Below are 11,671 nucleotides of genomic sequence, written 5' to 3' on the forward strand. Positions count from 1 at the left end.
GGTCAGCGGGTGGTCCGGCGCAGCGCCGGGACGAGGACCGCGGCCACGGCGGCGTGCACCAGGCACAGCGCGACCTTGGTCGCCGTCGTGGCCTCCTCGGCGAGGACCGGCAGCAGCGACAGCAGCAGCACCGCCGTGGCGAGCGTGGTCCACGCGGTGCGGGCGTGCCGGGTGAAGTGCTCCAGCAGCGCCAGGCCGCCCCAGCCGAGGAGTGCGAACAGCAGGCTGAAGACGGCCACGACCGGCAGGCTGATGACGGTCCTGCCCATGGAGTCGGCGAGCGCGAAGTCCGCACCCGCGGCGTGGCCCACGGCCCGGACCGCGCAGGTGGCCACGACGGCGCCGGCCACGGCGGCGGCCCGGACGCGCCGCCGCCGGCCCGATGCGGCGGCGGACAGCTGGCGGGCCGCGGAGGGGCGGTTCACGGACGGGGACGCGGAGTGGGTCGTGGTCATGATGCGGCTCCTGAGGTGGGGAGGGACGGCGTCCGGGCCGGGTGCTCCGGCGCTGCGCGCCGGCCGGACCGTGCTTCTGCTCACGGCTTCTACTCATGCGTCGAACGGGGTCGCCCCGGATCGACACGGCGGGAGAACTTTCTTCCGGGCCGGGTGACGGGCGGGTGCAGGCTGGGCGCCGAGAGGGGCGTGGGGAGGCCGTCGGGAGGCCGTCGGTGGGGGCCGGTACGAGCCGATGGCCGGTACTGCGCGTTTGCCGATAGCGATGATCCGGGCAATTCGTAGGGGGCTACGGAGAAGGGGGCACCGTGATCGTCTGGGTGAACGGGGCGGTCGGCGCTGGCAAGACCAGCGCCGCACGCGAACTGCTGGACCTACTGCCGGGCAGCACTCTCTACGATCCGGAGGTCGTCGGTACGGGACTCGGCCAGCTGTTGTCCGAGAAGCGGCTCCAGGAGGTGACCGACCTCCAGGACCTGCAGATCTGGCGGCGGCTGGTGGTCGACACCGCCGCCGCGCTGCTCCAGGAGGTCGGGGGAGTGCTGGTCGTCCCGGCCACTCTGCTGCGGCAGGAGTACCGCGACGAGTTGTTCGGCGGTCTGGCCTCGCGCGGAATCGTGGTGCGACATGTGCTGCTCGACCCAGGGGAAACGATCCTGCGGGAGCGTCTCGCCCGCCGGGAGGAGGCGGAGGAGGAGCTGCGGGCGGACCCCGGCGAGGGACTGGACGGCGGACCGGTCGGCGGGCTGCCGCTGCCGCCCGGAGCCGGCGCGCCGGCGCGCCGCTGGTCCGGGAACCACCTTCCGGAGTACCTGGACGCGCTGTCCTGGCTCAGCACCGACGCGTATGTCATCAGGACGGCGAAGCTGACACCCCGCCAGACCGCGGAGCGGATCGCCGAGGCGCTGCGCCAGGGTGTGGGGCGCTGCGACATCGTGCAGACCCCGGAACCCACGGCGGAGACCGTCGCCTCCGGGGTGCTGCTCTTCGACGAGCACGACCGGGTGCTGCTCGTCGATCCGACCTACAAACCGGGCTGGGAGTTCCCCGGCGGGGTCGTCGAGCGGGGCGAGGCACCGGCGCAGGCGGGACTGCGCGAGGTCTCCGAGGAACTGGGCATCGAACTCGCCGTGGTGCCGAGGCTGCTGGTCGTCGACTGGGAACCGCCGGCGCCACCCGGCTTCGGCGGAATGCGGCTGCTCTTCGACGGCGGACGCATACCCGCGGCCGACGCCGAACGGCTGCTGCTCCCCGGCGCCGAACTGCGCGGCTGGCGGTTCGTCACCGAGGACGAGGCCGCGGGGCTGCTGCCCCCGGTACGGTTGGACCGGCTGCACTGGGCGCTGCGAGCCCGCGAGCGCGGCGTCCCGCTGAACCTGGAGGCCGGCCGGCCCGTCGAGTGAACCGGCCTGACGGGGTCCCGCCGCTCAGCGGCGGGACCCCGTCAGCTCATACGGACTTGGACGCGGCGTACTGGCCCAGGAACAGCGCCTCGGCCAGCGACAGGCGTTCCAGCTCCTGCGGGGAGACGCTCTCGTTCACCGCGTGGATCTGGGCGTCCGGCTCGCTCAGGCCGATCAGCAGGATCTCCGCCTCGGGGTACAGCGTGGCCAGCGTGTTGCACAGCGGGATCGACCCGCCCTGACCGGCGATCTCCAGCTCCTGGCCGTACGCGGTGCGCATGGCGTCGGCCATCGCGGTGTACGCCGGGCTGGTGGTGTCGGCTCGGAACGGCTGGCCGCTGCCGCGCTGGGTGACCTCGACCCGGGCACCCCAGGGGGCGGCCGCCCGCAGATGCGCGATGAGCGCGTCGGCGGCCTCCTGCGCGTCCATGCCCGGCGGCACCCGGAGGCTGACCAACGCTCCCGCGCTCGCCTGGACGGACGGGGTCGCGCCCACCATCGGCGGGCAGTCGATGCCCAGCACGGTCACCGACGGCCGGGCCCAGACCCGGTCCGAGACCGTGCCGGTGCCGACGAGGCCGACACCGTCCAGCACCTTGGCGTCCTTGCGGAAGTCGTCCTCCGGGTACTGCAGCCCGTCCCACCGGCCGTCCGCGGCCAGCCCGTCGACGGTGGTGGCGCCGTTCTCGTCGCGCAGGGTGCCGAGCATGTGGATGAGCGCGGCGAGCGCGTCCGGGGCCGCACCGCCGAACTGGCCCGAGTGCAGATTGCCGCCGAGGGTCTCGACCTTCACCTCGACCATCGCCATGCCGCGCAGCGTCGCGGTGACCGTCGGCAGCCCGACCCGGAAGTTGCCCGTGTCACCGATCACGATCGCGTCGGCCGTCAGCAGCTCGGGGTGCGCCTCGACATAACGTTCCAGGCCGCCGGTGCCCTGCTCCTCGGAACCCTCGACGATGACCTTGATGCTCACCGGGGACCCGCCGTGCTCGCGCAGCGCGCGCAGCGCCGTGAGGTGCATCAGGATGCCGCCCTTGCAGTCGGCGGCGCCGCGCCCGTACCAGCGGCCGTCCCGCTCGGTCAGCTCGAACGGCGGGGAGATCCAGGCGGCTTCGTCCAGCGGCGGCTGCACGTCGTAGTGCGCGTACAGCAGCACGGTCGGCGCGCCCTGCGGTCCTGGGAGGTATCCGTAGACCGACTGGGTGCCGTCCGGGGTGTCCAGCAGTGCCACGTCCTGGAAGCCGTCGGCCCGCAGTGCGTCGGCGACCCAGCCGGCGGCCTTCTCGCAGCCGCTCCTCGGGAACTGGCGTTCGTCGGCGACCGACGCGAACGACACGAGCTCGGCGAGTTCCGCGCGGGCGCGCGGCATGAGGGAGGCGACGGTTTCGGAGAGCGGGACGGCCTGCATGGGCGCTCCTTGCGGGTGTGATGGTGTGTTCGTGCGCACAAGTGGACGTTGCCGATGGTGCCACAGCGGTCGGAGCCGGGTTCTCGCCATAGGATGCGGCTGAGCAGGGGCGACGAGAGTCGGCGGGTCGAGCGGGAGCGGAATCACACGTGAGCAGCGAGCAAGCGGCGCAGGGCAGCGGTTCGGCGGACGACGGAGCGGACGACACGGTCTGGGATGTCGTGGTGGTCGGTGCCGGCCCCGGTGGTGCCTCGGCAGCCCATGCGGCGGCCGCCGCCGGCCGCAGGGTGCTGCTGCTGGAGAAATCCGAACTCCCGCGCTACAAGACATGCGGCGGCGGCATCATCGGCCCCTCCCGCGACTCGCTGCCGCCCGGCTTCGAGCTTCCGCTGCGGGACCGTGTGCACGCGGTCACCTTCAGTCTCAACGGCAAGCTGACCCGCACCAAGCGCTCGCGGCACATGCTGTTCGGCCTGATCAACCGCCCCGAGTTCGACGAGGCCCTGGTCCGGACGGCGCAGGAGGCCGGGGCCGTGCTGCGGACCGGGGTGACCGTCTCCCGCGTGGAGCAGCACGGCCCGGCCGTGCCCGACCGGCGGACGGTCGCCGTCGTGCTCAACGACGGGGCGACCGTCCTGGCCCGCGCCGTGGTCGGCGCCGACGGCAGCGCCAGCCGGATAGGAGCTCACGTCGGGGTCAAGCTGGACCAGGTCGACCTCGGCCTGGAGGCCGAGATCCCGGTACCGGTGTCGGTGGCCGAGGACTGGGCCGGCCGCGTCCTCATCGACTGGGGCCCGCTGCCCGGCAGTTACGGCTGGGTGTTCCCCAAGGGCGACTCGCTCACCGTCGGCGTGATCTCCGCGCGCGGTGACGGCAGCGCGACCAAGCGCTACCTGGAGGACTTCATCGCCCGCCTCGGGCTGGCCGGCTTCGAACCGAGCATCTCCTCCGGGCACCTCACCCGCTGCCGCTCCGACGACTCCCCGCTGTCCCGTGGCCGGGTCCTGGTGTGCGGTGACGCGGCGGGGCTGCTGGAGCCGTGGACCCGTGAGGGCATCTCGTTCGCGCTGCGCTCCGGACGGCTGGCGGGGGAGTGGGCGGTCCGGATCTCCGAGGCGCACGACGCGGTCGACGCCCGCCGGCAGGCGCTGAACTACGCCTTCGCCGTGAAGGCCGGGCTCGGTGTGGAGATGGGGGTGGGGCGGCGGATGCTGGCCCTGTTCGAGAAGCGCCCCGGTCTGCTGCACGCCGTTCTCACCACCTTCCCGCCGGCCTGGAACGCTTTCGCGGGGATCACCCGCGGCAAGGGCACCCTCGCGGACCTGGTCCGTAACCATCCGCTCGCCCGCCGGGCGCTGTGGGCGCTGGACCGTTCGTAACGGCGGCCCATGGAACGGCACTTGAGGGGAAGGCGACTTCCCAGGAGGTGCCGTCAACATGGTGTTGCGCGACAGTGCGGGCCGAATGCCGTGGTGGGCCAGGCTGACCGCCACGGTGGTGGTCCTGGCCGGGCTTTTCTTTCTCTTCGCCAAGGCAGACCTGCTTCCCGGAATCCCCAATCCGTTCGGCGAGAAGACCAAGGACCGCAGCGGTCCCGTGGTGCTGAAGTCGATCCAGGACATGAGCCGCTTCCAGGGCGCGAGCGGGAACTTCCAGGTCGTCGTCGATCTGCAGAAGGACGCGACCTTCCTTCCCGACTCCGTGAAGGGCAAGCGGACGCTGTACGTCGGCGCGGGCAGCGTCGACTCCTATGTGGACCTGGGCAAGGTCGGCAAGGACGCGGTCACGGTCTCCGCCGACCGCACCGCCGCGACCATCCGGCTGCCCCACGCGGAGCTGGAGCGCACCGCCCTCGACCCGAAGAACTCCTATGTGGTCTCCCAGCAGCGGGGCTTCTTCGACCGGCTCGGCGACTTCCTGGGCAACAACCCCGGGAACGAGAAGCAGCTGAACGAACTGGCCGCGCAGAAGATCCAGGACGCGGCCAAGGCGACCGAGCTGGGCCGGCGCGCGGAGGCCAACACCCAGTCGATGCTGCAGCGGCTGCTCACCTCGCTCGGGTTCACCAAGGTCGAGGTGACCTTCGCCCCGTAGTCCGACGGCTCCGTGGTCCCGTGGCCCGTCGGCCCCTGTTCCTGGCGGTCCGCCCGCAGGCCGTTCGCGGGCGGTTCGCCGTCAGCCCGAGGTGGTGACCAGGAAGACGGGGTGCTTGTGCGCTATCGCGCGCAGCTCCTCGTCGGTCGAATCGGGTCCGACGCCGCCGAAGAACACGCCGACCTCGGCCTTCCAGCGTTTGAGGTAGGCGCGCAGCAGCACCGGCTTGTCGTCATCGGCGATCTCGGTCGCGGTGAACTCCTCGGTCCTCCGGCCGAGGATGAGCTGCCCGCCGCCGGCCGCCCGCATGTTGTGCGTCCACTGGACGTGCCCGCGCGGGGCCACCAGGTAGCGCTCCTCGCCGACCGTCAGCAGGTTGACCGGGGTGCGCCGCCATTCGCCGCTCTTGCGGCCCTTCACGGCCAGCACCCGCGATCCCCAGATGCTCAGCCCGCGCCGGGTCAGCCACGCGACCGTGCGGTTGAAGACGTTGACGGTGAACCAGCCGGGCTTCTTGACGTGGTCGCGGTCGGCCATGATCGGTGCTCCCTGAGGCGAAATGGAGAGCGGTGCTCTCGCTTGAGTTCAGCCTGTCACCGTCGTCCGGAAAAAACAAGAGCGGTGCTCTCATTGTTGGCCGATGCTCCGGAAGATGGCAGACTGGACGACATGAGTGTGATCCGCGGAGCCAGGGAACGGGCCCGAATCGAAGTAACCGCCGCCATAAAGGAAGAAGCGAGACGGCAGCTGGCCGCCGAGGGCGCGTCCCGCCTCTCCCTGCGTGCGGTGGCGCGCGAGCTGGGCATGGTCTCCTCGGCCCTCTACCGCTACTTCCCGAGCCGGGACGAGCTGCTGACCGCGCTCATCATCGACGCGTACGACGCCATGGGAGCGGAGGCCGAGGCCGCCCTCGCCCGCACGGCCGGCGACGCCCCGCACGCGCGCTGGGTGGCGGTCTGCCGCTCGGTGCGCGACTGGGCCCTGGCACGCCCGCACGAGTACGCCCTCATCTACGGCTCGCCGGTGCCCGGCTACATCGCGCCGATGGACACCGTGGGCCCCGCCTCCCGCGTACCGCTCACGCTGGTCGCCGTGGTGCGGGAGGCGCATGCGGCCGGCACCCTGGGCCCGCCCCCCGGATCGCCGTTGGCCGCGCCGGTCAGGGCGGACGCCGCCCGGCTGGCGGCGGAGCTGGGCCCGGAGCTCCCCATCCCGGTCGTCGCCGCGCTGGTCGGCAGCTGGGCCCAGCTCTTCGGACTGCTGAGCTTCGAGCTCTTCGGCCAGTTCAACCGCGTGGTGGAGGCCCGCGGTGCGTTCTTCGACCAGGCCGTGGGCGCGCTGGCCGGCCAGGTCGGGCTGTCGCCCGCCGCCGTACTCCCAGCGGAGTAGTCACGATGACCACCGGCAGCGGACGACGGCCATCGGTCCGCCGGTCTAGCGTTGCGGCATGACAGACCAGGAGTCGCCCCGGGCACCCCGGTTCCGTGGCATCGCCACCCGCTACCCCTGGATCTCCTCGATCGCCGTGGCGGTCGCGCAGCTCGTCGGCTCCAACGGAGCGGCGCGCAACCAGACGGGCCGCGTGCCCCTGGACTCGCTGGCCTACGTACTGCTGCTGGCAGGACCGGCGATGCTGCCGCTGCGCCACCGCCTGCCGGTGTTCGTCGCCGCCGGCACCGCCGCCGTGGCCGGCGGCTATCTCGCGCTCGGCTACCCGTACGGGCCGGTCTTCCTCAGCGTGGTCGTGGCCTTCTTCGCCGCCATCGGAGCGGGCCGCCGCCGCGCCGTGCTGATCATCGCGGGGGTGGTCTACGCAGGGGAGCTGCTGGTCGGCCAGTGGCTGTACCGCTGGCTGCCGCCGGAGGGCGACGGCCCCTCGTCCTGGATGGCCGCGTCCGGCATCGCCGCCTGGCTGCTGGCGGTCCTGGCCGGCGCCGAGCTGTTCCGGGCCCGCCGTGAGCGGATCGCGCGCGAGCGGCGCGAGCGCGAGGAGGCGGAGAACCGGCGCGCCGACGAGGAGCGGCTGCGGATCGCCCGGGAGCTGCACGACGTCCTCGCGCACAGCATCTCGGTGATCAATGTGCAGGCGGGTGTCGCCCTCGCGCTCATGGACGACCACCCCGAGCAGGCCCGTACGGCGCTGACCACCATCAAAGCCGCCAGCAAGGAGGCGCTCGGCGAGGTCCGACAGGTGCTCAGCACCCTGCGGGCACCGGGTGACGCGCCGCGGTCGCCCGCCCCCGGCCTGGACCGGCTGCCCGAACTCGCCGAACAGGCGGCCGGCGCCGGTCTGACGGTGGACATCACCACCGCCGGAGCGCGCTTCCCGCTGCCGCCCGGCGCGGACCTCGCGGCGTTCCGCATCATCCAGGAGGCGCTGACCAACATCGTCCGGCACTCCGGCTCCCGCACCGCGCGCGTCCGCCTCGGATACGGGCCGGAGGGGGTCGAGCTGAGCGTGGACGACGACGGACCCTCGGCGCAGCGGCAGGAGGGCGACGGGGGCGGCGGCAACGGCCTGATCGGTATGCGCGAACGGGCCGCGGCGCTGGGCGGCACGGTCGAGGCAGGACCGCGCCCCGGCGGCGGCTTCCGCGTGCTGGCACGGCTGCCGTCCGGCGCGGCCGGTACCGTGGCGGGCGCCACCGAGGAAGAGGGCCGATGATCCGCGTACTGCTTGCCGACGACCAGGTCCTGGTGAGGGCCGGCTTCCGGGCGCTGCTCGACGTCCAGAGCGATATCGAGGTGGTCGGCGAGGCCGACGACGGGGAGGCGGCGCTGCGGCTGGTGCGCGAACTCACCCCGGACGCCGTCCTGATGGACATCCGCATGCCGCGTATGGACGGTCTGGCGGCCACCCGGCACATCACCGCGGATCCGGCGCTGACCGGCGTCAAGGTGGTCATCCTGACCACGTTCGAGCTGGACGAGTACGTCTTCGAGGCGATCCGCGCCGGTGCCTCCGGCTTCCTGGTCAAGGACACCGAGCCGGCGGAACTGCTGCGGGCGGTCCGGGCGGTGGTGGAGGGCGACGCCCTCCTCTCGCCGGGGGTGACCCGCCGGCTGATCGCGGAGTTCGCGGCCCGGTCGAAGGAGCCGACGACCGTCGCGGGCCTGGAGCACCTCACCGACCGCGAGCGCGAGGTGATGGCGCTGGTGGGCATCGGCCTGTCGAACGAGGAGATCGCCCGCAGACTCGTTGTCAGCCCGCTCACCGCCAAGACCCATGTCAGCCGCGCCATGATCAAGCTCGGTGCCCGCGACCGGGCCCAACTCGTCGTCCTGGCCTATGAGTCCGGGCTGGTACGCCCTGGGTGGCTCGGCTGACCGAAGGGGCCGGCACCCGACCGGGGTTGAATCGATCCGGCTCAGCGGGATTCTCTGCGGCCCGGTACGTCCCGCGCTTCGCGCGTCCGGTTCTCGTGGCGCTGCAGGACGCCGGCCACCGTGCCGCAGAAGGTCACCACCGCCACGGCGACGGCCGCCGTCACCCAGCTGTGCCGGGCGTCGCCGTGCACCCGCCCGGCTAGCACCGGGCTCACCACCAGGGCGAAGGCGATCGCGGCGAAGACCGTTCCGGCCGCCGCCGCGTACATCATCTCGACCGTGGTGGCGTCCCGCTCGGCCTGTGTACGAGTCCCACGCATAGGAACACCCTTCCCCTGGGACCGGCGGCACAATCCGCCGGTCCGGCACCCGGCCCCGCGCCACGGGAGACGTCCGGCCCCGCGCCCTCCCTCGTGGCGCGGGACCGGACGACGGTCGGTTCCCGGGTGGTACGGCGGACCGGTCGGTCAGTCGCGCACCGCCACCGGCTGCGCCTCGGCCTCCGCCGCCACCACACCGGCGGACGAGGCCGACGGTACGGAGGTCGCGACGACGATCTCGTGGGCCGGACGGCGCTTGCGCAGCCCGGTGACGGTGATCAGCAGCCCCGCCACCCCGATGAGGGTGACGACCACGAGCCCCGGCCGGTAGGTGTCCAGGACCGCCTGCGGCGTGCTGGGCGACCCGGTGCCGCTCGACGTCACCACCGCGGTCACGATGGCCAGGAAGATCGCCCCGCCCACCTGGAACGAGCTGTTGAGCAGGCCGGAGACCATGCCCTGCTCATGGTCGCTGACGCCGTTGGTGGCCTGGATGTTGAGCGACGAGTAGGCGAGGGTGAAGGCGGTGCCGAGCAGCAGCATCGACGGCAGGATGTCGAGGGCGTAGGCGGGCGACAGGTCGACCCGCAGGAAGAGCACATAGCCGAGGACGAGCGAGGCGAAGCCCGCCGTGATCACCCGCGGGGTGCCGAACCGGTCGACCACCGGCCCCATCCGGGGCGAGGCGATGGCCACCAGCGCGCCGGCCGGCAGGAAGGCGAGCGCGGTGTGCAGTGCCGACCAGCCGAGCAGGGACTGCATGTACTGGGTGACGAGGAACTGGAAGCCGATGTACGACCCCATGAAGGTGGCGCCGCCCAGGTTGGCGCGGATCTGGTTGGGGGAGCGCAGGATGCCGAGCCGGATCAGCGGGTGCGCGGAGCGCCGTTCGATGGCGATGAAGCCGGCCAGCAGTACGGCGACGACGCCGAACGACACCAGGGTGCGGGCCGAGCCCCAGCCGGTCTGTCCGGCTTCGACGACGGTGTAGACGAGCAGCAGCATCGCGGCGGTACCGGTCAGCGCGCCGGGCAGGTCGTAGCCGCGTCCCGCGCCGCTCTCGCGGGGGCTCCTGGGGATGAGCTTGAGGCCGACGACGAGGGCGATCAGGGCGACCGGTGCGGGCAGCAGCATGGTCCAGCGCCAGCCCACCTCGGTGAGCAGCCCGGAGAGCACCAGGCCCATCGAGAAGCCGGTCGCGCCGCAGGAGGCGTAGATGGTGAGCGCCCGGTTGCGGACCGGGCCCTCGGCGAACGAGGTGGTGATGATCGACAGTCCGGCGGGTGCGGTGAACGCGGCGCTCAGACCCTTGATGAAGCGGGTGGCGATGAGCAGCTCACCGGAGTCGACGACGCCGGCGAGCAGCGAGGCGGCGGCGAAGACGCCGAGCGCGATCAGGAAGACGCGGCGGCGTCCGAGCAGGTCGGCGGCGCGGCCGCCGAGCAGCAGCAGACCGCCGTAGCCGAGGATGTAGCCGCTGACGATCCACTGGAGCGAGGCGGTGGTGAGGTCGAGGTCGTGGGCGATCGAGGGGAGGGCTACGCCCACCATCGATACATCGAGCGCGTCGAGGAACAGCGCCGCGCAGAGCACCAGCAGGGTGCCCCACTGGCGGGCGTTCCAACTCGCTTCGGTAGCGCGGACGGTGGAGGACGGAGAGGTCATGCGGAGCAGACTACATGCGCATGCATCCAATGCAAGTGCATTTAATGCTTGCGCATGGAGCGTCGTTTTTCTGCTACCGTGCAGAGATGACCGGTGACAAAGGTGAGCGGGCGCTCGTGGAGGAATGGCGGGCGATCCTCGCCGTCCACGCGCGTACGGCGTGCGAACTCGACCGTGAGCTGCATCAGCACGGTCTCGGGGCCAGCGATTTCGAGGTCCTCGACGTACTCGCCGGCGGGGATCCGGCGGACGGCGGCTGCACCTTCCGCGTCCAGGAACTGGCCGACCGGGTCCATCTGAGCCAGAGCGCGCTGTCCCGGCTGGTGGCCCGGCTGGAGAAGGACGGCCTGGTGAGCCGCGGGATCTGCGACGAGGACCGGCGCGGCGTACGGGTCGGGATCACCGACCTGGGGCGCACCCGGTACGAGGTGGCCCGGCCAGGGCAGCGGGCCGTACTGGAGCGCATGCTCGGCAAGGTGTGACCGCTTTCTTCGAGCAGCGCGTGCTCCTTCGAGTAGGCGTGACCGTGCCCTCCGCGTGTCGCCCGGCCGCGGGCCGCCGGAGTCGGTAGCTGTTGGCGGTATGTCCGTCTCCATCGCGCTGTTCACCGGCGACCTCCGGCTGCACGACAACCCCTCGCTCCGCGGCGCGTTGGGCTCGGCCGACCAGGTCGTCCCGCTCTTCGTCGTGGACCACGCGATCCGCGACGCCGGCTGTCCCTCCCCCAACCGCGCCGCCTTCCTGGCCGGCTGCCTCGCCGATCTCGACACCCGGCTGCGCCGCACCGGAGCCCGGCTGGCCCTGCGCACCGGCGACGTCACCGAACAGGTCCGCGCGGTGGCCGCCGAGGCCGGCGCGGAGCAGGTGCACCTCGCGGCCGGCGTCCGCCGGTACGCTCAGCGCCGCGAGGCGCGGCAGCGCCGCGCCCTGGAACGCGACGGCCGGCTCCTGGGGGTGCACGCGGCGGTGGGGACCCCCGTCGCCCCGGGCGCCGAGACA

At 72.5% G+C, this 11,671-nt stretch carries 13 protein-coding genes; 8 read left to right on the forward strand and 5 right to left on the reverse strand.

Annotated features, from left to right (window positions below; all coding sequences use genetic code 11):
* Positions 1–2: 2 nt before the first annotated feature.
* Positions 3–455 carry a DUF6069 family protein gene (locus O3W51_RS23685; RefSeq protein WP_138353862.1) on the reverse strand — a complete coding sequence of 151 codons (453 nt, stop codon included), beginning with the start codon at positions 453–455 and terminating at the stop codon, positions 3–5.
* Between the two features lie 308 nt (positions 456–763).
* Here O3W51_RS23685 and O3W51_RS23690 point away from each other — a divergent pair, with 308 nt between their 5' ends.
* Positions 764–1,858 (forward strand): NUDIX hydrolase, encoded by a 1,095-nt coding sequence (locus O3W51_RS23690; RefSeq protein WP_269287312.1) that lies wholly within the window; start codon positions 764–766, stop codon positions 1,856–1,858.
* Positions 1,859–1,904: 46 nt separating this feature from the next.
* Here the strand turns inward: O3W51_RS23690 and O3W51_RS23695 are convergent, their stop codons facing one another.
* A complete protein-coding gene (locus O3W51_RS23695) occupies positions 1,905–3,266 on the reverse strand; it encodes a dipeptidase (protein WP_269287313.1) in 1,362 nt (453 codons plus the stop codon).
* Positions 3,267–3,415: 149 nt separating this feature from the next.
* Here O3W51_RS23695 and O3W51_RS23700 point away from each other — a divergent pair, with 149 nt between their 5' ends.
* Positions 3,416–4,645 carry a geranylgeranyl reductase family protein gene (locus O3W51_RS23700; RefSeq protein WP_138353859.1) on the forward strand — a complete coding sequence of 410 codons (1,230 nt, stop codon included), beginning with the start codon at positions 3,416–3,418 and terminating at the stop codon, positions 4,643–4,645.
* Positions 4,646–4,703: 58 nt separating this feature from the next.
* Positions 4,704–5,360: a DUF4230 domain-containing protein gene (locus tag O3W51_RS23705; protein ID WP_138353858.1), complete on the forward strand. Its 657-nt coding sequence runs from the start codon at positions 4,704–4,706 to the stop codon at positions 5,358–5,360.
* Positions 5,361–5,441: 81 nt separating this feature from the next.
* On the opposite strand, the gene O3W51_RS23710 is transcribed toward O3W51_RS23705, so the two are convergent.
* Positions 5,442–5,897 carry a nitroreductase family deazaflavin-dependent oxidoreductase gene (locus O3W51_RS23710; protein WP_138353857.1) on the reverse strand — a complete coding sequence of 152 codons (456 nt, stop codon included), beginning with the start codon at positions 5,895–5,897 and terminating at the stop codon, positions 5,442–5,444.
* Between the two features lie 132 nt (positions 5,898–6,029).
* On the opposite strand from O3W51_RS23710, the gene O3W51_RS23715 reads away from it, so the two are divergent.
* Genes O3W51_RS23715 through O3W51_RS23725 form a run of 3 tightly spaced genes read left to right on the forward strand, consistent with a single transcriptional unit; the run spans position 6,030 to position 8,687 of the window.
* Positions 6,030–6,749 (forward strand): TetR/AcrR family transcriptional regulator, encoded by a 720-nt coding sequence (locus O3W51_RS23715; RefSeq protein ID WP_138353856.1) that lies wholly within the window; start codon positions 6,030–6,032, stop codon positions 6,747–6,749.
* A 58-nt stretch (positions 6,750–6,807) separates the two neighbouring features.
* Positions 6,808–8,025, forward strand: coding sequence for a sensor histidine kinase (locus O3W51_RS23720; RefSeq protein ID WP_138353855.1), 1,218 nt, complete (start codon positions 6,808–6,810; stop codon positions 8,023–8,025).
* Positions 8,022–8,687 (forward strand): response regulator transcription factor, encoded by a 666-nt coding sequence (locus O3W51_RS23725; RefSeq protein ID WP_138353854.1) that lies wholly within the window; start codon positions 8,022–8,024, stop codon positions 8,685–8,687. The genes O3W51_RS23720 and O3W51_RS23725 overlap by 4 nt, the downstream gene beginning before the upstream one ends.
* A 41-nt stretch (positions 8,688–8,728) precedes the next feature.
* Here O3W51_RS23725 and O3W51_RS23730 read toward each other — a convergent pair whose 3' ends face one another.
* Both O3W51_RS23730 and O3W51_RS23735 read right to left on the reverse strand, forming a co-directional pair.
* On the reverse strand, positions 8,729–9,007 hold the full coding sequence (locus O3W51_RS23730) for a DUF6332 family protein (RefSeq protein ID WP_138353853.1): 279 nt from the start codon (positions 9,005–9,007) through the stop codon (positions 8,729–8,731).
* Positions 9,008–9,154: 147 nt separating this feature from the next.
* Positions 9,155–10,672, reverse strand: coding sequence for an MFS transporter (locus O3W51_RS23735; protein ID WP_138353852.1), 1,518 nt, complete (start codon positions 10,670–10,672; stop codon positions 9,155–9,157).
* Positions 10,673–10,758: 86 nt separating this feature from the next.
* Here O3W51_RS23735 and O3W51_RS23740 point away from each other — a divergent pair, with 86 nt between their 5' ends.
* A complete protein-coding gene (locus O3W51_RS23740) occupies positions 10,759–11,154 on the forward strand; it encodes a MarR family winged helix-turn-helix transcriptional regulator (RefSeq protein WP_269287314.1) in 396 nt (131 codons plus the stop codon).
* A gap of 100 nt (positions 11,155–11,254) precedes the next feature.
* On the forward strand, positions 11,255–11,671 hold a 417-nt coding region (locus O3W51_RS23745; protein ID WP_269287315.1), incomplete at its 3' end, for a deoxyribodipyrimidine photo-lyase.

The organism is Streptomyces sp. H39-C1, from assembly GCF_027158125.1.
GTDB classification, from domain to species: Bacteria; Actinomycetota; Actinomycetes; order Streptomycetales; family Streptomycetaceae; genus Actinacidiphila; species Actinacidiphila fildesensis.

Bases quoted from the DNA above. Each gene is read 5' to 3' on its own strand.
- O3W51_RS23685 (WP_138353862.1), bottom strand. From the start codon at position 455: ATGACCACGACCCACTCCGCGTCCCCGTCCGTGAACCGCCCCTCCGCG.
- O3W51_RS23695 (WP_269287313.1), bottom strand. From the start codon at position 3,266: ATGCAGGCCGTCCCGCTCTCCGAAACCGTCGCCTCCCTCATGCCGCGC.
- O3W51_RS23705 (WP_138353858.1), top strand. From the start codon at position 4,704: ATGGTGTTGCGCGACAGTGCGGGCCGAATGCCGTGGTGGGCCAGGCTG.
- O3W51_RS23710 (WP_138353857.1), bottom strand. From the start codon at position 5,897: ATGGCCGACCGCGACCACGTCAAGAAGCCCGGCTGGTTCACCGTCAAC.
- O3W51_RS23715 (WP_138353856.1), top strand. From the start codon at position 6,030: ATGAGTGTGATCCGCGGAGCCAGGGAACGGGCCCGAATCGAAGTAACC.
- O3W51_RS23720 (WP_138353855.1), top strand. From the start codon at position 6,808: ATGACAGACCAGGAGTCGCCCCGGGCACCCCGGTTCCGTGGCATCGCC.
- O3W51_RS23725 (WP_138353854.1), top strand. From the start codon at position 8,022: ATGATCCGCGTACTGCTTGCCGACGACCAGGTCCTGGTGAGGGCCGGC.
- O3W51_RS23730 (WP_138353853.1), bottom strand. From the start codon at position 9,007: ATGCGTGGGACTCGTACACAGGCCGAGCGGGACGCCACCACGGTCGAG.
- O3W51_RS23735 (WP_138353852.1), bottom strand. From the start codon at position 10,672: ATGACCTCTCCGTCCTCCACCGTCCGCGCTACCGAAGCGAGTTGGAAC.
- O3W51_RS23740 (WP_269287314.1), top strand. From the start codon at position 10,759: ATGACCGGTGACAAAGGTGAGCGGGCGCTCGTGGAGGAATGGCGGGCG.